The following is an 18,956-nucleotide window of genomic DNA, read 5'->3' on the forward strand; positions in this document are numbered from 1 at the left end:
ATAACAATGAAAACAATAATAAAGCCAGTTCACATTCTACTGTTCTCGCTATTGGGCATGCACTCTGCTGTACAGGCGGTAGAGCAGGTAAGCGCAGCGCAAGACACTGCTGCTGTAGACAATACACCATCATTTGATAGCCACTTCTATATCGGCGCAAAAGCGGGTTACAGCAGCATGGAAAACAGCTGCCACTCAAGTTATCAAGACTGTGATATTTCGGCATTAGCATATGGCATTTTTACTGGCTACCAGTTTACTCCTTGGTTCGCTGTAGAGCTTGGCGTGACAGATTATCAAGATTATGACGCTATCTATGCTGGGCATAATGTTAATGCCGATATCATGGGTTATGACGCGGCAGTAAAGTTATCGCTACCGCTGACAGAAGATGGGTTAAGCGCCTATGTTAAAGCGGGCACGAGCTATATGGATATTGCGCGCACAAGTATTTTTGTGCTGCCAGATCCAAGTGGTTTCACTGCATTAGGCGCCATAGGATTAGAGTACGCTTTGTCACAATCAACTTCGCTTAGAGTTGAGTATCAGTATCTTCCCGATGTCGGTGGTAGTCAGAGTCATTTTACTTCATTGGCCTTTAGCTACCGTTTTGGTGATAAGCCAAAACCGATAAAAGTTGTTGCTAAGCCCGCTAAGCCTGCGGTTATTGCGCCCACTCCTGTGGTTAATTCTATCGCGGTTACACCACAGGTAATGTCAGTGCTTTTTGGGTTCGATAGCAGCCAGCTTAGTGCTCAAGCGAAAACTCAATTAGAGGCTGTGGCTGAAAAGTTAGCTCAACAACATGCCTTGAAGGTGATGATAGTTGGTCATACGGATTCTGTTGGCCCACAGACTTACAATCTCACACTGTCAAAAGCTCGCGCTGGGTCGATTGCTGATTACCTTATCGCTAAGGGCATCAGTGCATCGAGGATAAGCCTTAAAGGTGCGGGGGAAGCTGAGCCAATAGCCAGTAACACTAACGCAGCAGGGCGAGCGAGTAATCGTCGAGTTGAAATTCGTTTCTAGGCTGAAACGATTAATGAAATAAACCGGCACTTGGCCGGTTTATTTATAGATGAAAGTAGGGCTGCTAACTCTTTAAGATCTCAAGTGGTAGCGCTAGCATTTCATCACCACTACCAGCAAAGTACCAGATAATGCCAATCAAGGCGCCTACGGTTGCTAGGTACCAAACCGTTGAAAAGATCTGGCCATATCTATCTAATGGCAGTAAATGACTCTGATGACGGGTTTTCCATTCAAACACAATCTCCGCGCTACCGATAAGCAGTAGGAAGCCCAGTAATGCTAGGCCTAATGAATAGCTGATATACACACCAACCGCAGCGCCAAGAATACAGGCCACTAATCCCATTTTGCTGTTCATTGAAAAGCTAATGCTTTTCAGGATATGACCGCCATCAAGCGGCAAAATCGGCAGTAGGTTAAATAGGTTTAACAAGGCATTAAACGTGGCTAAACCAGCAAAGAAGATATTGCCAGTTACCCAGTAGGCGACGAGAGAGGCTAGCGACATAAATAGGCCAAAGGTTGGACCCATGATAGAGATCACTACATCTTGCCAGCGGGTATTAATTTTCTCATCACTTAAAGCTAAGCCGCCCATAAAGGGAATTAAGTAGATGCCTTTGGTTTTCATACCAAAGTATTTCATCGCCCTGATATGGCCATACTCGTGAAAGACTAAACAGGCGATAAGGGCTAAAGCAAATTGGAATGAAAATAACCAAGAGTAAGCCGCGACACTGGCACCTGCCAATAGCACCTTAATCACCTTGGCACTCTTGAGTAGCTTAAAGCCCAGCGAAGCGAGACCAACGACACTGAATTGTCGCTTTTCAGGGATCGGTGTCGTGGGAGTTTGGCGTTCAATGTCTTTGGTGGTGCGCTGACCTGTGGTCATGACTTCATCATCTTTGAGCAAGCGATAATCAATGACAAAGGGTTGCCATTGTAAGTCTGTCTCTAAGGTGATTTTGATTGTCTGCAATGGTATCGGCTCGCCATCAATGGCGGGGACAAGGGCTGGATCTTGAATCGACAATTCAAAATTATGGCTCTTTAGTCCTTCATTATCTGGGCTGGCTTGAATAACAGAGACTAGAGTGTCTCCCCAAAACAGTTGCTGCCATCCCGCAAGTGAGCCTTCTAGGCGTAGCGGTTTTCCAAGGCAGTCGATTTTCAATAATTCCACGTCATGTCTCAAAGGAGAAAAGTGGCTTAATTATGCCGTGGATTTGTAGCTTAAGGAAAGTCGAAAGCGCTCGAACTTTCCTGAGTAGGTAATAATTAACCGCTAATGACTGTAATCGAAGCTTATTTCCTGGTTTTTGTTGCTTATATGGCAAGGCCCATGTTCTCTTTGAGTCCGTTGAAAGGCGTTACCGATATGTAGCTCTACATTGGAAAAGATATGTTTAAGCACATCGATGCGATAATGCTTGTAATAGTTTTCAACTTCAAGGTTTAGGCTGTCATACTCGAGTTCTTCCTGTGCTCTAACCACTATTATTCGGCGCTTTTCATCTAGCATCACTGTCACTTGCTCAACCATCATGGCGTCATCTTGCCACTCTACTTTTGGCGGCAGTTTTCTGAGTTGCGCCTCAATATTCAGTGCAGCGACCACCATGGATTTAATGCTTTTATCTAATTGTTTGAGTTGCTGCTTTAAATCCGTTAACGCCATGGCGCAATAGACTTCAGTTTTTGTATCTGCCGTCGCGCCCAGCGCTACCGCCTTGATGCCTTTATTCGCCTCGGCTTTGCCGCCAACAAGATCGCCGCGACGAGCATTTGCATCACTAACGATCAGTTGCTGTTGAGTGCGAGTATGACTGTGTAAAAGTTGTTTGGTGACGAGGATATTGCCCTGAGCTTCAAGCTGAGAGTATTGTACAAATTGGGCACTAATTTGGCCTTTGGCTATTAAGGTGGTCGACAAACTTAAGTCTTTTAATTGGCGACCAATCACGCCTTTACTCACCGTGATATCGCCTTCAGCATGTAAGCTGGCAGAGTCTACAAAGCCCATAACGGTTATGTCGCCACTGCTCTTGACCACCATGCCTTCACCGACATCGCCTGTGATCAGCACACTGCCTTTAAAGTCCACATGGCCATAGCTTACATCGACGTTCTTTATTTGTAATACGTCATCGACCTGCATTCCCGACTTGGTTTCCACCGGCTGTCCTGCAACACTGGCAATAAGTTGATTGGGGTTTTGCTTGCTCAATTCTGTACCTTGACCAGGAGTGAGCTTAAAATCTTTTCCTGGTTTAGCAATGAGCTTTTCACCATATACGTTATAGCCATTAGTACCTTGAGTTGCGGGGGTCTTTTCAATCAGCAAGCTACCGGGTTTGACCATAATAACCGCGCCAAGATTACGCATATCTACGCTGCCATCACTATTCTCTTGTGGTTGCAGTAGTCGCTCTCTGGCAAGGGAGACTTTTCGCTCTAAACTAGCGCGAATACCATTCACTGTCGCTCGACCATTGGCAATGACGCTTGTGCATGTGGAGCCTGGAGAGAGGTGTGCAAACTCAGTTAATAATGCATCGATTTTGGGCTTGCTTAGGCCCATACTAATTCGTTGTAGCTTGAGGTTTTGGAGTATATCTCTGATATCAAGGTTTTTGCCGCCGTAGGCTGCGGTCAATGTCATGCTGGCGTGCATTTTGTCGTCAGAGACGTCAAAGCTTATCGTTGCATCACGTCTATCGGCAATCTCGAAAAACTGCTCAACGTCACCGCCCTCTTGGTGGTGTAGCTGATTGACTTTTATGACGGCTTGGGTGATTTGTGCCTGTAATGGACATAGGTAAGAAAAGTCTGGCAACGCTAATAATTGCAGCAGATCATTTTCTGTAATCGGCCCATGGTTATTCGGGACGATTTTTAATTCGGCTTTGTGCTTGTCTTGGCTTAACTCAATGAGTTCTGGGTGTAGCATAAAAATCCCCATCGTTATTATTTTTTTCAGAGATTGCTATGGGAGTAGTAACATATTACAAGCTGGTTAAAAAGTGCCACAGACAAATATTGTGAATCAAATAATTAAGCAGATATTACAAGCCTAGTGAGTGATCGGTTACTGCACTAGGCTCTGAGGGGGATTGATGCTGATTTATGGTTTGATGTTGGAGTAAATCTTGTATTTGTTATTTTCAGCGTTAACGTTCACTGAACCGAAGATTTCCGCAATGATATCTGAATATGGCAGATGGCGATTAGCCACAATATGGAATAATCCGCCAGACTTTAGTTTTTTTGTGCTGTCTTTAACAAAGTTGGTGACAATGCTGGTGGTACTCGCTAAACCATCATGAAACGGCGGGTTGGAGATAATGCCGTCATAGTGGCTAGCCGTTTGTGCGAGTCCGTCAGATGCGAAAACATTAGCCTTAAAACCATTGGCTTGTAGGGTAAGTTCGCAAGAAGCGAGTGCCATCGCATTGATATCAACACACTCTAGTGTAAGCTCTGGCTGAACCTTGAGTAATGCTGCTGCAATCACGCCCGCACCGCAGCCAAAATCGAGTACCTTGCCACGCATCTTAGGTAGATTTTCCAACAAAAGCTGCGTGCCTTCATCGAGTTTTTTCTCGCTAAAAACGCCCACTAGATTACAAATAGTAATCTGCCCTTGAGGGGTGTCTAGCTGATATTGGCTCTGCCAATCTTTGAGCTTAATTTCGGGAGCTTGGCCATTGAGCTCACTTAAAAATAAGATGCAGTGACGTGCGTTGTCGGCTTTAAATGGCTTATCAAAGTAGCTTGGTAACTGTTTTGGCAGTGACTTAATGCCACCTTTATTTTCTCCGACAACGATAAGTTGCCCTTGAGGTTTAAGGTGTTTTGCCGCCAGATTAAATAGATATGGTGCTAACGCTTTGGCTTTTGGGAAGTACACGATAACCGTATCGAAATGATCATCATTAGGCAGTTGATGGCCAAAATGCAGGGTTAGATCTGCCGTTGCATAAGGCTGCATAATCAAGTGGTGATGATAATCTAATGCTAATCCGCATACGCTGCTGGCTGTATTTAATAGTTCTTTGGCTAGATGATCGCCTTCATAGTTGATCACCAATACAGATTGGTCTTTGACTAGATCACAGTTTCTGAGAAGGACTTGCGAAGCATTGGTAAGCATGAGTATTCAAGGTCAGGTGTAATTGCTGGCAATTATACCCCAACCGCTTTCGAATGCGAATTAGATGCTCTTAATGGGTGTTGAGTGTGGGGGGATAGTGGCTGTTGAGTGGGCTGAGCAGAGCATAAAAAAGGCCGCTAAACTTGTCATAGCGGCCTTTATACTGGTGGCTTTGCTGTTGAGCCTTGAGGCTATTTAATCTTTGGCAGTAAGCTCATCATCTTTTCGGCAATATCGGTATTATCTTGATTACCTTTAAACAGATCGGCCGCGGGCCCTGCGGCAAACACTTGCACATCACCACCTGTGTGTCCGCTCGTGGTCCAGCCGGTAAAGCTGCGAGTGTCGATAAGCTGTTTTAAGCTGGTTTCCAGTGCGGCTTTTCCTTGCATACGCGCATTACTCAGCTGCTGCAGTTCGTCTTGTGTGACTTCAAAACCGAGTTTTTGCTGAACCCATGTTTGCCAATCATCCAGAGCGATAGCTTGCTCGGCGATAGTAGCGGGACTTGCTTGCACGCCCTGAAGCAAGCCAGTATCCCAAGCATATTCGCCATTGGCACCGATAGATAGCCCACCAGTGTTGTGATCCGCTGTGACGACCATCAAGGTGTTAGGGTTCGCGCGGACAAACTGCTCAACCACTTCGATGGCGTTAGCAAAACCGTGCATCTCACCCATAGCGGTAGCGATATCATTGTTATGCCCCGCCCAGTCAATCAGGCTGCCTTCCACGAGTAGCACAAACCCTTTTTCATTTTGCGATAGCAGATCTAAGGCTTTTTGGGTCAGCAGACTTAACTGAGTTGAATCTTGCTGATCGATAACCCATGGCAGTTGCACTTCAGCAAATAAGCCTAAGGCTTTGCCTTGCGTCAGCGTGTCGAGTTGACTGAGCGTATCAATATGCTGATAGCCTTTAGCTTTAAACTGGTCGAGTAAAGGCGCAGGGAAATACTTTTGCCCACCGCCTAAAATGACATCAGCCTCAGAGGTTAAATAGCTCTTGGCGATTTCATCATAGTTACGGCGGCTTTCATTGTGAGCTAAAAATGCTGCTGGGGTGGCATGATTGACTTGAGAGGTCACTGCGACACCCGTTGCCATACCCCGCTTTTTAGCCATCTGCATGATAGTGGTTAGCGGGTGTTTATTCACATCGACGGAAATCGCACCGTTATAGCTCTTAACGCCAGTGGCAAGCGCTGTCGCTGATGCGGCTGAATCGGTAACGTAGCCACTTTGTCTTGCTGGGTAGGTGGATGCCATGCCGACAAGTAATCGATCAAAAACGGTTTGCTCTATCTCTTCGGTGTCAGGATTATCTTGGTAGTAGCGATAGGCACTGGTGTACGCCGGTCCCATGCCATCACCGACCATAATAATCATATTTTTTGGTCGTGATGGTGTTTTATGGATATCGACATTAGCCGATGTGTATAGAGGCAACAACACGAGGGCACTAATGGCCCAAGTGAGTGTTTTTGTTAAGTTCATGCCGGATCCTTTGGCTAAGCTGACTTATTAATGCGTGCTTCGATTGCGTCCATCAACATGCCTGTGATATCGACATCAAATGCCGCTTCGATCTCTTTAATACAGGTCGGGCTGGTAACGTTAATTTCGGTAAGCTTGTCACCAATGACATCGAGACCGACAAAGATAAGACCCCGCTTCTTTAGCTCTGGGCCAATAGTGCGGGCGATATGCCAATCTGATTCCGATAAGGGTTGTGCCACTCCTCGGCCACCTGCTGCTAGGTTACCGCGGGTTTCGCCCTTTTGCGGAATACGCGCTAACGAATAAGGAACAGGCTCACCATCAACCACTAAGATGCGTTTATCGCCAGCAGAAATATCAGGAATAAAGGCCTGTGCCATAGCGTACTGTTGACCTTCGCTGGTTAAGGTTTCGATGATAACGCCCAGGTTTGGATCATCTTTTTTTACTCTAAAAATAGAGCTACCGCCCATACCGTCAAGAGGCTTAAGAATGATGTCGCCCTTTGCTTGATGAAAAGCGCGGATCCGCTGCTCTGAGCGGGTCACAATGGTTTCTGGAGTGAACTCAGAGAACCAGGCCGTAAATAGCTTTTCGTTTGCATCACGCAGACTTTGTGGTTTGTTAACGATCAGCACACCTTGCTCTTCGGCGCGCTCAAGCATATAAGTCGAGTAAACGAATTCAGTATCGAATGGTGGATCTTTGCGCATTAATATCACGTCTAGATCGGCAAGCGGTGTATCGATAGCATCTTCAAGCTGGTACCACTGCTGGGGATCATTTTTTACGGTCAAGGCGCTCATGGTTGCCATTGCTTGGCCGTTTACCATGGCAAGATCTTTCATCTCCATGTAGAAAAGCTGATAACCACGAGATTGCGCCGCCATTAACATGGCAAAGCTAGAGTCTTTCTTAATGTTGATCTCGCTGATGGGATCCATCACGATGCCGAGTTTAATCATGGAGCTTTTTCCTTCTCTTATATTCGTTACAACGATAAACGTGGGGGCAAAGCTGCCCGTTTTCTAGCGTTTAACTGATAAACTTCTCTACTGAATGGTATGCGATATAGGCTTCAGCTTTAGGCGCTACACCTAGCTAAGCCTGTTGGAATTAACCAATATCACCGAATTTTAGCTGTAACGCACTGATTGTAGTGAGGGCTGCAGTTTCTGTTCGTAGCACCCGTGGGCCAAGCAACACATCGGTAAACTGATGTTCTTCGGTCATCGCGATTTCAGGAGCGGACAAGCCACCTTCTGGACCGATAACGAGCCTGACTCTGTTGTTAGGCAAAGAGAGGCCATTAACGCCATGTGAGGCGCGCGGGTGTAGATTGAGTTTGACGGCATCTGATGGCTCAGCGCACCAATCGCTAAGCTGCATAGCCGGGCGAATAACGGGTACAACACTGCGGCCTGACTGCTCACAAGCACTGACAACAATCTTTTGCCACTGCTGAATTTTTTTCTCTAAACGTTCACCGCTAAGTTTTACGCCGCAGCGCTCTGAAAACAGCGGTGTAATCGTGTTAACGCCAAGCTCAACAGACTTTTGAATGGTAAAGTCCATTCTATCGCCGCGTGAAATGACCTGACCTAAATGTAAGTGCAGCGGCGACTCACTGTTATTGGCTTCGCATGACAGTACTTTTACTTCGACGTTTTTCTTGCTGGCGCTGATAATTTCGGCTAGGTAGTCATTACCATCGCCATTAAAAAGGCTAACTTGCTCGCCAACAGACATTCTTAGGACGCGGCCAACGTGACCTGCAGCTTCATCATCTAAAGCAACTGCCTGGCCGATGACTAGCGATGATTCTTGATAAATTCTTGGCACTCTCATGGTTTTACTAGCCTTATTCTGCGTATGTTTGCGAGTCTTTTAAACGCTGACATTGAGCTTGTACAAACTCATTGTGATTGCCTTGAACTTTGGCAATCTCTGTATCGCGTCGACACTCAATAGTATCAACTGGATAGGTTTTATCCTATTGCTAACAATAACGGTAATTGGCAACCGGGTGTTTTCGAAAGTCGGTTGCGAATAAAATAGCGTTGGTTTTGTGACTTAAGATATGGCCGGAGATTGCACTTTACATGCCTTAAAGTCAACACTGACATGGCGCTTGGCTATCTATCGTCGCAGTTAATCAATGGTTGGAGTTTAAGGAGTGAGGGGAGGGTTGACGAATATAGATAGAAATTCTGATTTTGTTCACATTTTTAGATGAAGTTGAATGAACTTTCGTTTAATAACGCAGTGTAAGCGTGAAGATAAGGCAAAATTCGCGGAATTTTTTCTTAGTGTAAAGTATTATGAGAATCCGTTTACTTTGTGCAGTGCTAATCACAGTTTTTTCCCTACCTACATTTGCTCAATCTTACCAAGGTAACACAAGCATTCATTCATTTAATAAGGCTAAAAAAACCTTAGAGCGACAAGTTTATCATGACCACCGTATCACGCTTTATTGTGATGCTAAATTCGATAAAAATAAGAACATTTCCTTGCCAAATGGCTTCACTACTGAAAAACATGTTAAGCGCGCTAAACGTTTGGAGTGGGAGCATGTGGTACCAGCAGAGAACTTCGGTCGCACTTTTTCAGAATGGCGTGATGGCCACGACCGCTGTGTGAATAATAAAGGTAAGAATTTTAAAGGCCGCAAATGTGCTGAAAAAATGAATAATGAATATCGATTAATGCAGTCGGATCTGTATAACTTGTATCCGGCAGTGGGGGCGGTAAATGCCACGAGATCGAATTATAACTTTGCCATGTTGCCTTCTTCACGCTCTAGTTTTGGGGTATGTGAAGTGAAAGTGCAAGGTAGGAAAGTAGAGCCGACCGTCGGTTCTAGAGGGCGAATTGCAAGAACCTATTTATATATGGAGCAAGCATACCCTCGATTTCGTTTGAGTAAGCAACAAAAGAAGCTGATGAAAGAGTGGGATAGAGTATATGAAGTTAATGAATGGGAATGTGAACGCGCTAAACGCATCGAGCGTATTCAAAAGAACAGAAACCATATCGTTTTTGAACGATGTGAGGCATTGAAAACGAAATAGTAAGGTATTCAGCTTTATTAACCACCTTAACTATGGTTAAAAATCAGATTTTACCGATGTGCAGGTGGAGAGATAAAACACCTGCGTATCTTTGTGCGATACATTTTTCTTAGTCATTAGATTACGAGCATTACCATGAAAAAATTACTTATATTCACGATATTTTTATCTTCATCACTTTCTTATTCGGCACATTCCCAAGTAAAGATTGACTCAAAGGAAGCTCCTTTCTATGAAGGTGAGAATGTTGTTGCGTGTGGTGTGTTAAAGCAAGTAACAAAGTTTAAGCGTGGTTTATATTTTAACTTAGATGAACGTTATCCACGCCAGTCGTTGACTCTTGTTGTATGGGAGGATGATTTGTATGATTTTAAAAAAAGATTCGGGACGCCTGATAACTTAGTAGGAAATAGAGTATGTGGTAAGGGAAAAGTCACAGAATATAAGGGGCGAAACCAAATCAATCTTTACAATTCATTTTCATTTAACTTAGATAGCTTGTAGTACTCATGCTTTAAAGAACTTAATTGAAGGCTGGTGTTCAGTTTATGGGCGCGTGACAATTTGCTTTAGTTTGCTGCCGCATTTGCGGCAACGGTATTGAGTTTGGCCGCGAATAACCTTGTTATGACGGCGAATGCTAAGATCAACAGGGCCACATTGGCAGCGATATGCAAAGGTTTTACCTTCAACACTGCGAGTATCAAAGCTGTGGGTTGTGCGTGGCACCCGAGTATAAACATGCTGCATCACATGTTGCCATTCAACCCCATGGGGCTTTACTCGGCCATATAGTTGGTAAGCGAGCAGGTGGCTTACCTCATGGGGCACCACATCATCTAAAAAAGCTTGTAAGTTATCGTTAAGCAGCTTTGGGTTAAAACGTAACTTATTTAATTGTAGATGGGCGGTGCCAGCGCTCTTACCACGCAGAGCAAAATTGATCTCAGGTCTTGGAAACTGCTTGTCGAGTTTGTTTTCAGCAATTTGATAGCAATGTTCTACTTGCTGCGCGATTTGCTGCTGCAGTGGATCGGTAAATGCCATGACTGGGTAGCTTGTCAGTTTTGGCCTAGTACTTAGCAAGGACTTGAATGGGTTAAGCGCTTTGAACATTAAGCCTAATTGCTCCGTTAGAGTCGCAGTACTGTGAAAAGTACTGTAAAAAAATACTGGGGCTCAAAAAAGTGTGAGCCCCAGTATTTTAACCTAGGCTGGCAGTGCAGACCAGCATAACGGTGCTAGCCCTCCAGTATCATAAGGGCGGCATTGAGCTACTCGAGCTAGAGACTGTTTGCCGCCGCCACAACCATGTCTCTGACTTGATTAACTATCTGTGATTCAGTTTTGACATCATAAGCGGCAATGCGCGGAGTATGAATATGGCCAACAGGTATGCTGCTGTTAAATTGCTTTTGCAGCAAAATAGCGCGGTATGAGATCTCGTTTGATAAGTAGCCGCCACCTGAACCTTCAACTGACTGAGCAGCTTGTAGTTGCGCCAATGAGCTAGCTTCGAATTCACCACGTTCTAATGTCGATACAGTGTGATTATCGTTGACTTCCCATGGACCTTTTACGGTTTGCATCGCGGCAATCGGTAATGAAAACTCGACAAATTCAGGGCCATTGAGTGTGCCACCATTAAACAGCGGTGCGATTGGAGCTAGCTTAGTGGCGCCAGTGAGTACATTAAGATTATCTGGCGCTGCAGCGCTGCGATTACGACCTGGAAAGCGCTCGATATCAAAATCATCACGGCCCATACTAACGGTAAAGATCATATCAAGGTTGTTGTCGCGATAAAAAGGCGTGAGCAGTGATTCAATCATGCCGTTATCGAAATCGGCAAAGCGAACTGGGATCATAACGGTTTCCACTTGGGCTTGTTTACCGTCGATTTTAAAGCGGTAGCCGTCAAGTGCTAGGGCGGCAAGTCCTGAAGGATTACTTTGATCAATATTGCGATCTAAAAAGAATGGGTCAAAGCCTGTTAGTAAGATCTTAATCTGAGCATCATCTTTGAATTTGATATCACTAAAACCACGAGACGACTTTTCAACCGCTTCAAGTAAAATATTCCGTTGCCAACTGACAATATTAAAGTTGGGTTTTTGTGTCTTCAAAAGCGCACGCATTGCTAAGCGATTCCAATATAAAGAGCGATCATCTAAATGGCCTGACTGTACATCCCGCACAGCTTGTTGCCATAATCTTAGTCCCTGGTGAGCGACCATTTGAGTGATTTTTAACTCATCAGAATGACGGCCATATTTCTCGTCTAGATTGCTAATAAATGCTTGGTAGCGGCTAACAACTTCAGGCATGGCTTGAGTTGCTGTTGGCAAACGATTTTCTTCAACATCCAGCTTTGCAAAAGCGGGTTGAATTAAGGTTACAGAGGTGAGCGCGCTAGCAAATATTGCTGTGCTGAGAGTGGTCATTGCCAAGTCCTTTCTTATTATGACCGCGACCATATTTTCCCTATTTTTCACGTTACCGGGTAAGTTGCGGTTTTACATTGTTTTTCGAGTTCTGTGGCGCTCAGTATGCACCACAATAAACGGCATTGAAAGTAGTGTGCTCGGATACTGATTTTAGTAGTTAATTCTGTTTGTTAACGGCTTGCAATCCCTTTGTTTGCCGCGTTTTTCTCAGGCTCAGTCATGATTCTCGTAGCGCTAAAATTTCTTGTCTTACGGCTCTTACCTTCAATTTCATAACTATACTCTATTGGCTATTTGGCTATTTGGCTATGACGACTTGGGAAGGGGCTTGGGAAAAGTTTAGAGGATTGGTTGGCACAAAAAAGGTTAGCAACAAATGAGCATTAAACATTTGATAACCCCTTTTTCGTGTGCAAGGAGATGTAAGTCGAGGGAACAGATGATGAAATATGTTAGCGTGATAGGGCATCAGTATGATGAGTATCTGTGTGAGCAGCTAAAGAGGAAAGGGGTATATGTAGACTTTTATAATGCAGGCGATCTAAAAAACGTCAACTCAGATTGCCATTTATTACTGCTAGATCTAAGAGGGGAGGAGAATACCTGTTGGGCTAAGAAAGTGATAAAACTGTGCCATAAAGCGACATTGGTTATCATGCTTATCGAGCGCCGACAGCTTAAGTCCACCTATTCCCAAAAGCTAATTAGTCAGTATGCCTGGGATTACCATACCGCTCCGTTTGAAATGGATAGATTACTTAGATTGATTGGTCATGCGTTAGGCCTGATTCGCATTCGTCAGCAATGCGAAGGTGATCCGCAGCCTAAGCATTGCGATGACGTTAAGACAGTAACGAACTCACAAACTATGCAGGCTCTCAGTAAGCAGGTTATTAGGGCTGCCCCAACAAATATTCCTATTCTTATCCGTGGTGAAAGTGGCACCGGAAAAGAGCTGATAGCTAAAAAAATTCATCAACAGTCAACACGCTCAGCAGGTGCATTTATTGCGGTCAACTGTGGCTCCTTAAGTTCTGGGGTGGTGCAATCAGAGCTGTTTGGCCATGAAAAGGGTTCGTTTACCGGCGCTGTGAGCTGTCATAAGGGTAAGATCTCGCAGGCTGATGGGGGCACATTATTTTTAGATGAGATAGGGGATCTCCCAATAGAGCAGCAAGTGAATTTACTGCGATTTTTACAAGAGGGCACGTTTGATACGGTTGGTGGATGTAAGCCACAAGCTGCCGACGTACGTATCCTTGCGGCAACTCATATTGATCTTGAAGCTGCTATTGAGCGTGGAGAGTTCCGTTTAGATCTGTTTTATCGCCTTAATGGGATCACATTGGAGTTACCCCCTTTGCGCGAACGTAAAGAGGATATCATTCCATTGGCGGATTATTTTTGTGATCAATACGCTGATGAATTTAATACAGGTGTGTGCTGTTTCAGTGAGCAAGCTAAAAGTGCAATGTTAGCGTATGAATGGATTGGTAATGTACGAGAACTGATTAATAAAATTCGTCGCGCAGTTATTTTATGTGAAAACGGTATTATCCAAACTTCAGATTTAGAGCTCGAAGACACACTGGTGAACCCAGTCCTTACTCAAGGCTTAAAAACCATAAAAGATGTGGTTGAGAAACATGCCGTGTTGACGGCCATTCAGCGCTATAACGGCAAAATGGACAGTGTTGCTCAAGAGCTGAAAATCTCTAGAGCGACGCTATATCGACTTATCGATAAACATGAGATCAGTTCTCTAGAGTCGTGATCTCAATAATGAGAACATAGGCCTCACTTACGATTTCTACTATATCAACCACTTAGTGTCCCTCTGTCTTATTTCTGAGACAACTACTTGATGTCATATTGTTAACTTGTTGAAACGATTTGTTTTAATAAGGTGGCTCGATGCTTGCTCATACCCTTGCACGGTTTTAGTGAACTATCGGGTGTTGAATAATGAAATTAAGCAGTATTCAAGGAGGAGTATTTCTTTGCCTAGCAGGCTTTGCATCTGTTGCCTGGTCGAACGGTGGCAATACCACTCTCATTCAACATGTTGATAATAGCACTACAGTCGGCACAAAATCTTTCAGCAATAACAGTGGTCGTATTGCAATTAACCAAGCTGCAGGTGGCAGCAACCTTCAAACCAATAGCCATGCTATTGGCGATCGAGTCGTCATATTGTCAGATCAAAAAAATCCCTACCTATCGTTAGCTGAACCCTCTAATGGACAAAACCTCTCATATATTGAAGCACTGGCTTTTGAAAATGCACAAGGTCTTATTAGCGTTAATCAGGTGAGTGGGCAGGGGAATATTCAAGCTAATCTTGGCGCAATTGCTTTGCAGTCCGTGATTGGCTTGGGATTAGATGATAGTGCACTGGATAACATTGCTAGCCCTACCGTTTTGCCACTTGATCATAAGGATTCAAACCTTAGCGTTATTGCTCCGAATAGTTTTGAAAATGCTCAAGGAATTGTACAAATCAATCAAATTTCTGGTGATGGAAACAGCGCCATAAATCAGTTCTCGCTGCAGTTACCTAGTGGGAACTAAGTTACTTAAATGGAGATATGAAAATGGAAATGAAAAAATTAACCCTAGTAATGTGTATCGCTGCTGCAATAAGCGGTAATGCCTTTGCTAACGGCAATGACGATTCAAGTTCTAATTCTGAATCGAATAGTAGTGTCGAACTGAATAAGAAAGTCAGCGTAGAGAAAGATGTTACGTTTAAAGGCGGCGCCCTAGTTCTTGGCGTAATTAAAGTCGACGCTCTAGGTATGGCTGTGGTCGACAACGTACAGACTACAGGTGGCAACTTGACTGGCAATTCTTATGTTGATAACTCAGCTTCAGTCTCAGGTTCTGCCTTTAATAATGCTAGCGGTAATATTGGAGTGAACCAGGCGGCTGGTGATTTTAATATTCAAGGTAATTCAGCTGCACTCGCATCAATTGATGCCAGCTTTGCCTTTGGTTCTGGTGATGCTGAAATCTTCAGTACTCAGCGTGGATCATTTAACGGCACCATGAACTATGCATCGACAAATAGTGCATCGATTGGCGATGGAGCTTTCCAAGGCGCCTCAGGTAATGTGGGGGTAAATATTGCGTCAGGTGGTAATAACGTACAGGCCAATAATATGGCTGCATCAGCTCATAAGGGCAGCTTAGGTGAAGCGAGTGTCTCTAACTCACAGGTGTCTGCTCATAACGGAGTGAAAAATCAGAGCGTGGTGCAAAATACAGTTGATTCAGTTGCGGTGAATTTGACGATGGATGCTACTGGTACCTATACAGGTACGTCTGAGCAAAATGCAGCCTACTATCCTGAAATTTGGCAGGACAGTGATGGTGCGCATAACACGCCTGGGGCATCTATATGGGGCCATATGGATATGGATAATCAAAACCCGACTGGAGCTGATGGCCTAAGCTTTGATGAAAGTGGCGACATGACATTGGCAGGTACCGTAAGTGGTCAGTTGCCTATTTATATTGAAACAGTGACTCAAAAAACTACCAATACAGCCTCGCTTAGTGGCAGTGCCTTCCAGAATGCGTCGGGTAACATTGGCGTTAACATGGCCTCTGGTAACGGTAATTTACAGTCTAATAACTTATCACTAACCAGCATGACAGGAGGAGCGATCGTTTCTGAAAATCCATAAATCTTCATTTTGGTATCCACAGTAGCCTGAGTTGTTTTCAGGCTACTGCTACAAGGATGTGCTATGAACAAATATCTGCTTATCTTTTGTATTACTTGGTTTTCACCGAGTTTATTTGCAGCCGAAATCATGTTGACAGGCATGATCCCTGGAATGGGAAATTACAGTAAAAATATCCAAAGTATCAGAGAGCGAAAATTTGAATTTGTAGTGCAGCAAAGAACGGACTTTTCCTGCGGCGCCGCAAGTCTGGCCAGCATTCTTAAGTTCGGTTATGGCAAAGATGAAATAACCGAAGAGCATGTTTTATTAGAGATGTTAAAAGTGTCCGATATGGAGGTCGTTCAGCAACAAGGGTTCTCCTTGTTAGATATGAAGCGATATTTAACGACACAAAACATGCGTGGACGCGGTTACCGGGTTGGAGTGAAAGAGCTGCAACAACTAAAAATTCCCGCAATCGTGCTGTTAAACGATGGTGGCTATAGCCACTTTGTCGTGATGAGAAGGTTTACCGATAACCAGGTGTATCTTGGTGATCCAGCTCTTGGTAATCGAATATTAGAATATGACGAATTTATTGAAAAGTGGAATGGAATTGTGTTTGTCGTTATCGGCAATGAATACATTAAAGACAATCCATTGCTTCAACCACGGGCTCGGTTGACCTACAACACGCTTGGCCCTTTGCAACCGTTATCGGATGCCGAGCTATTAGAGTTTGGTTTTGAGTATGCGGACATGCTCTAGGAGGCAAAATGCGATTTTGCTTAGTGACAGGGATCTTATTAGCTAATTCAGTTTTTGCATCTGACACCCCTTTAGAAGTTTTTGAGGGGAAATCGCCACTGTTGGATCAAGAGTTAGCGGAATTAAGAGGTAAATATACACAAAATGGCCAAGACTTTTATTTTGGCCTGCACATGCAAACACACTATATCAACGAGCAAGGAGTGACGCAGCAAGTACAAATGCAGGTTGAAATGTCCAATGCTAGCAGTGGTCCAGCAATGCGAATTACTGTAGCTGATGCCGTTTCCTCAACGGGGGATAGCCTTGACTTGTCTGCAAGTGGTCAGCAAACGGGTTTACAACAGCGGATCCAAATTGCTGGTGACTTTAATCAGGTCAATAACCAACTGGACTTTGAGCCTGGAAGCCTAAATCCACTTGCTAATGGTGTAGAGATCGTTATAGGCCAAAGTTTAGTGAGCAGCAGTGGTAACGTTGTGTACTCGACTGCTGACGGTCAATTGGGTTATCAGGTCGATATGGCGTCAGCCTCATTTGGGCAAGGCGTTTCTTCTCAGGGCGGTAATGGGCAGTTATTGCAGTCGATTACGGTTAACGGCGCGTTTCATCAAATTTCTAACCGTTCGTTAATTCGATATCAAGGAATCGATCTTGGCGTTAAAGAACGTCAGATATTGGGACAGCAGGTACGCGATATTATTGGGATTGGTCTATAGTTTTTGAAAGCATAATAAAGGATGACAAAAATGGATTTTAAATGGACTAAAGTGGCGTTACTTGTTTCCATTTCTTGCCTGCATTTTTCTAGCTTCGGGGCTGATGGCCCTAAAGCCGCGATGACTGAAGCTGAAGAGCTACAGTTGCTAAAAAAGCAACTTATTTTGCTAAATCAGCAATTACAGATGCAGCAAAAAGCCATCAACCACATGGCACAGAAAGTGTTATCCAAAGAGGCTGCATTGACGCAAGTTGGGGGCGGGGCGAATAGCGAGCAGGTTGCTAATCAGCCTCAACAGCAATCTAAAGCATCAGTAGAGCGCCCACCTCAACAAACTGCACAAATTGCCAGCTCTCAAGCGGTAGCTAGCTCTTCAGTAAAAAAGGAGCCTGAACGCTCTCGTAGTACCGAAGATGTACTGCAAGAAGCCCACAACGTGTTTGACCGTAAACTCACCATCGAACCTTCTTTGACTTACAGTTATTACGGTCGTAAAGATCTAATTTTGCGTGGTTTTTTAGCATTGGATGCTATTTTCTTGGGCAACCTAAATCTAGACCGAATTCGTTCTAATACGGTTCAGCTCGATCTCACTACGCGTTACACGCTAAATGATAGTTGGCAGTTTGAAATGGCGATGCCATTTGTGTACCGCCTGAATAAGTATGAGTCAGTGGGCGAAGGTAACTCAAGTCAGCTTTATGAATCTGCCGATGTCGAAGGCGGACAAATTGGCGATATGAGCGTCGCTGCTTATTATCGGATTATGACCGAAGGGGATGGGTGGCCAGATTGGGTGTGGAATGTCAGGGTTCGCATGCCTACAGGCACAGACCCTTTTGGCATAAACCTAGAATCGTCGGAGTCGGGAAACCTGACTTATCCGGATCAAATTGCTACAGGTACAGGGGCCTGGGGAATTTCGACAGGTTTTAGTTTGGCTAAAACTTATGATCCTGCGATTGTATTTTTTAACCTCAATTACGGTACCTTCTTACCTGAAGAGTATGGCGATCTTTCGGGGCTACCTGGTATGTCACCGGGAGATATCGATCTGGGTGATTACATCGATTACAGCTTAGGCTTAGCGTTTGCTGTGTCAGAAAGAATGAGTATTGGTATGAGCTTTAACCAGCGCTTTTTTACTAAGACTCAGCAAAGGCCTCTTGGTGGTGAATGGCAAGATATTGCTAGAACCGACACCAATACAGCGAATTTAGGTTTAGGGGCAACACTGGCTTTAACAGAAAACTTCTCAATGGTGACCAGCATTGGTGCGGGATTGACTGAAGACTCACCGGATTATCAAATTAGTTTACGCTTCCCTTATCGTTTTTAAGCTCGGTATCTAAGCTCGGTATCTAAGCTCGACACATATGCAAGAGCATAAGCTGGTGGCTCTTGATGCGATAGATACGGCTTTCGGTTGCGGCTATCTAAGATGATGTTAGTGGCCAGTTGAGGCCAGTTGAGGCTAGCTCAATTACATCATCATAGATTGTAGTGACTCTTGGCTAGTAAAGCGCTTATGTTATATAAAGAGGTCTAAAAACACACTGATGTTAGTGGCCCATTGTCGCTAGCT

General features: G+C 44.4%; 17 protein-coding genes and 1 pseudogene. 9 read left to right on the forward strand and 9 right to left on the reverse strand.

Annotation, left to right across the window (positions count from 1 at the left end; translation table 11 throughout):
• Nucleotides 1-6 precede the first annotated feature (6 nt).
• Complete coding sequence (locus tag ACVBIU_RS16110) at nt 7-1,032, forward strand: OmpA family protein (protein WP_447164265.1); 1,026 nt, start codon at nt 7-9, stop codon at nt 1,030-1,032.
• A 64-nt stretch (nt 1,033-1,096) separates the two neighbouring features.
• Here the strand turns inward: ACVBIU_RS16110 and ACVBIU_RS16115 are convergent, their stop codons facing one another.
• The 7 genes and pseudogenes from ACVBIU_RS16115 to ACVBIU_RS16145 form a co-directional block, all read right to left on the reverse strand.
• Complete coding sequence (locus ACVBIU_RS16115) at nt 1,097-2,221, reverse strand: site-2 protease family protein (protein ID WP_447161521.1); 1,125 nt, start codon at nt 2,219-2,221, stop codon at nt 1,097-1,099.
• Between the two features lie 102 nt (nt 2,222-2,323).
• A complete protein-coding gene (locus tag ACVBIU_RS16120) occupies nt 2,324-3,988 on the reverse strand; it encodes a DUF342 domain-containing protein (protein WP_447164266.1) in 1,665 nt (554 codons plus the stop codon).
• Between the two features lie 174 nt (nt 3,989-4,162).
• Entirely contained in the window at nt 4,163-5,191 is a 1,029-nt protein-coding gene (locus tag ACVBIU_RS16125) for a methyltransferase (protein ID WP_447161523.1), read from the reverse strand.
• Nucleotides 5,192-5,382: 191 nt separating this feature from the next.
• Nucleotides 5,383-6,687 carry an alkaline phosphatase gene (locus ACVBIU_RS16130; RefSeq protein WP_447164267.1) on the reverse strand — a complete coding sequence of 435 codons (1,305 nt, stop codon included), beginning with the start codon at nt 6,685-6,687 and terminating at the stop codon, nt 5,383-5,385.
• Nucleotides 6,688-6,701: 14 nt separating this feature from the next.
• Nucleotides 6,702-7,655 carry a glutathione synthase gene (gene gshB / locus ACVBIU_RS16135; RefSeq protein WP_447161525.1) on the reverse strand — a complete coding sequence of 318 codons (954 nt, stop codon included), beginning with the start codon at nt 7,653-7,655 and terminating at the stop codon, nt 6,702-6,704.
• A 151-nt stretch (nt 7,656-7,806) separates the two neighbouring features.
• On the reverse strand, nt 7,807-8,538 hold the full coding sequence (rsmE, locus tag ACVBIU_RS16140; protein WP_447161526.1) for a 16S rRNA (uracil(1498)-N(3))-methyltransferase: 732 nt from the start codon (nt 8,536-8,538) through the stop codon (nt 7,807-7,809).
• A gap of 13 nt (nt 8,539-8,551) precedes the next feature.
• Nucleotides 8,552-8,683: pseudogene (locus tag ACVBIU_RS16145) on the reverse strand (endonuclease); the annotation flags it as partial.
• Between the two features lie 328 nt (nt 8,684-9,011).
• Between ACVBIU_RS16145 and ACVBIU_RS16150 the strand changes: the two are divergent.
• Both ACVBIU_RS16150 and ACVBIU_RS16155 read left to right on the forward strand, forming a co-directional pair.
• Nucleotides 9,012-9,764, forward strand: a complete 753-nt coding sequence (locus ACVBIU_RS16150) for an endonuclease (protein WP_447164268.1) — start codon at nt 9,012-9,014, stop codon at nt 9,762-9,764.
• A 135-nt stretch (nt 9,765-9,899) separates the two neighbouring features.
• The gene (locus ACVBIU_RS16155) at nt 9,900-10,268 is read left to right on the forward strand and encodes a hypothetical protein (RefSeq protein WP_447164269.1); all 369 of its coding nucleotides are present in this window, start codon (nt 9,900-9,902) and stop codon (nt 10,266-10,268) included.
• Between the two features lie 42 nt (nt 10,269-10,310).
• Here the strand turns inward: ACVBIU_RS16155 and ACVBIU_RS16160 are convergent, their stop codons facing one another.
• Nucleotides 10,311-10,880 (reverse strand): SprT family zinc-dependent metalloprotease, encoded by a 570-nt coding sequence (locus ACVBIU_RS16160; RefSeq protein WP_447164270.1) that lies wholly within the window; start codon nt 10,878-10,880, stop codon nt 10,311-10,313.
• Nucleotides 10,881-11,047: 167 nt separating this feature from the next.
• A complete protein-coding gene (locus tag ACVBIU_RS16165) occupies nt 11,048-12,208 on the reverse strand; it encodes a hypothetical protein (RefSeq protein ID WP_447161528.1) in 1,161 nt (386 codons plus the stop codon).
• Nucleotides 12,209-12,653: 445 nt separating this feature from the next.
• On the opposite strand from ACVBIU_RS16165, the gene ACVBIU_RS16170 reads away from it, so the two are divergent.
• The 6 genes from ACVBIU_RS16170 to ACVBIU_RS16195 all read left to right on the forward strand — a co-directional run bounded on the left by ACVBIU_RS16170 (nt 12,654) and on the right by ACVBIU_RS16195 (nt 18,710).
• Nucleotides 12,654-13,985: a sigma 54-interacting transcriptional regulator gene (locus ACVBIU_RS16170; protein ID WP_447164271.1), complete on the forward strand. Its 1,332-nt coding sequence runs from the start codon at nt 12,654-12,656 to the stop codon at nt 13,983-13,985.
• Nucleotides 13,986-14,176: 191 nt separating this feature from the next.
• Nucleotides 14,177-14,782, forward strand: a complete 606-nt coding sequence (locus ACVBIU_RS16175; RefSeq protein WP_447161530.1) for a hypothetical protein — start codon at nt 14,177-14,179, stop codon at nt 14,780-14,782.
• Between the two features lie 23 nt (nt 14,783-14,805).
• On the forward strand, nt 14,806-15,900 hold the full coding sequence (locus ACVBIU_RS16180) for a hypothetical protein (RefSeq protein WP_447164272.1): 1,095 nt from the start codon (nt 14,806-14,808) through the stop codon (nt 15,898-15,900).
• A 63-nt stretch (nt 15,901-15,963) separates the two neighbouring features.
• Complete coding sequence (locus tag ACVBIU_RS16185) at nt 15,964-16,650, forward strand: C39 family peptidase (protein WP_447161532.1); 687 nt, start codon at nt 15,964-15,966, stop codon at nt 16,648-16,650.
• Nucleotides 16,651-16,658: 8 nt separating this feature from the next.
• Nucleotides 16,659-17,369: a hypothetical protein gene (locus ACVBIU_RS16190; RefSeq protein ID WP_447164273.1), complete on the forward strand. Its 711-nt coding sequence runs from the start codon at nt 16,659-16,661 to the stop codon at nt 17,367-17,369.
• A gap of 30 nt (nt 17,370-17,399) precedes the next feature.
• Nucleotides 17,400-18,710 (forward strand): transporter, encoded by a 1,311-nt coding sequence (locus ACVBIU_RS16195; RefSeq protein WP_447164274.1) that lies wholly within the window; start codon nt 17,400-17,402, stop codon nt 18,708-18,710.
• Nucleotides 18,711-18,956: the final 246 nt, after the last annotated feature.

The sequence above is a fragment of the Shewanella sp. 30m-14 genome (assembly GCF_052977125.1).

What these genes read in the sequence shown, in the direction of transcription:
- ACVBIU_RS16110 (WP_447164265.1), top strand. Translation starts at nt 7, where the DNA reads ATGAAAACAATAATAAAGCCAGTTCACATTCTACTGTTCTCGCTATTG.
- ACVBIU_RS16120 (WP_447164266.1), bottom strand. Translation starts at nt 3,988, where the DNA reads ATGCTACACCCAGAACTCATTGAGTTAAGCCAAGACAAGCACAAAGCC.
- ACVBIU_RS16125 (WP_447161523.1), bottom strand. Translation starts at nt 5,191, where the DNA reads ATGCTTACCAATGCTTCGCAAGTCCTTCTCAGAAACTGTGATCTAGTC.
- ACVBIU_RS16130 (WP_447164267.1), bottom strand. Translation starts at nt 6,687, where the DNA reads ATGAACTTAACAAAAACACTCACTTGGGCCATTAGTGCCCTCGTGTTG.
- gshB (WP_447161525.1), bottom strand. Translation starts at nt 7,655, where the DNA reads ATGATTAAACTCGGCATCGTGATGGATCCCATCAGCGAGATCAACATT.
- rsmE (WP_447161526.1), bottom strand. Translation starts at nt 8,538, where the DNA reads ATGAGAGTGCCAAGAATTTATCAAGAATCATCGCTAGTCATCGGCCAG.
- ACVBIU_RS16150 (WP_447164268.1), top strand. Translation starts at nt 9,012, where the DNA reads ATGAGAATCCGTTTACTTTGTGCAGTGCTAATCACAGTTTTTTCCCTA.
- ACVBIU_RS16155 (WP_447164269.1), top strand. Translation starts at nt 9,900, where the DNA reads ATGAAAAAATTACTTATATTCACGATATTTTTATCTTCATCACTTTCT.
- ACVBIU_RS16160 (WP_447164270.1), bottom strand. Translation starts at nt 10,880, where the DNA reads ATGTTCAAAGCGCTTAACCCATTCAAGTCCTTGCTAAGTACTAGGCCA.
- ACVBIU_RS16165 (WP_447161528.1), bottom strand. Translation starts at nt 12,208, where the DNA reads ATGACCACTCTCAGCACAGCAATATTTGCTAGCGCGCTCACCTCTGTA.
- ACVBIU_RS16170 (WP_447164271.1), top strand. Translation starts at nt 12,654, where the DNA reads ATGAAATATGTTAGCGTGATAGGGCATCAGTATGATGAGTATCTGTGT.
- ACVBIU_RS16175 (WP_447161530.1), top strand. Translation starts at nt 14,177, where the DNA reads ATGAAATTAAGCAGTATTCAAGGAGGAGTATTTCTTTGCCTAGCAGGC.
- ACVBIU_RS16180 (WP_447164272.1), top strand. Translation starts at nt 14,806, where the DNA reads ATGGAAATGAAAAAATTAACCCTAGTAATGTGTATCGCTGCTGCAATA.
- ACVBIU_RS16185 (WP_447161532.1), top strand. Translation starts at nt 15,964, where the DNA reads ATGAACAAATATCTGCTTATCTTTTGTATTACTTGGTTTTCACCGAGT.
- ACVBIU_RS16190 (WP_447164273.1), top strand. Translation starts at nt 16,659, where the DNA reads ATGCGATTTTGCTTAGTGACAGGGATCTTATTAGCTAATTCAGTTTTT.
- ACVBIU_RS16195 (WP_447164274.1), top strand. Translation starts at nt 17,400, where the DNA reads ATGGATTTTAAATGGACTAAAGTGGCGTTACTTGTTTCCATTTCTTGC.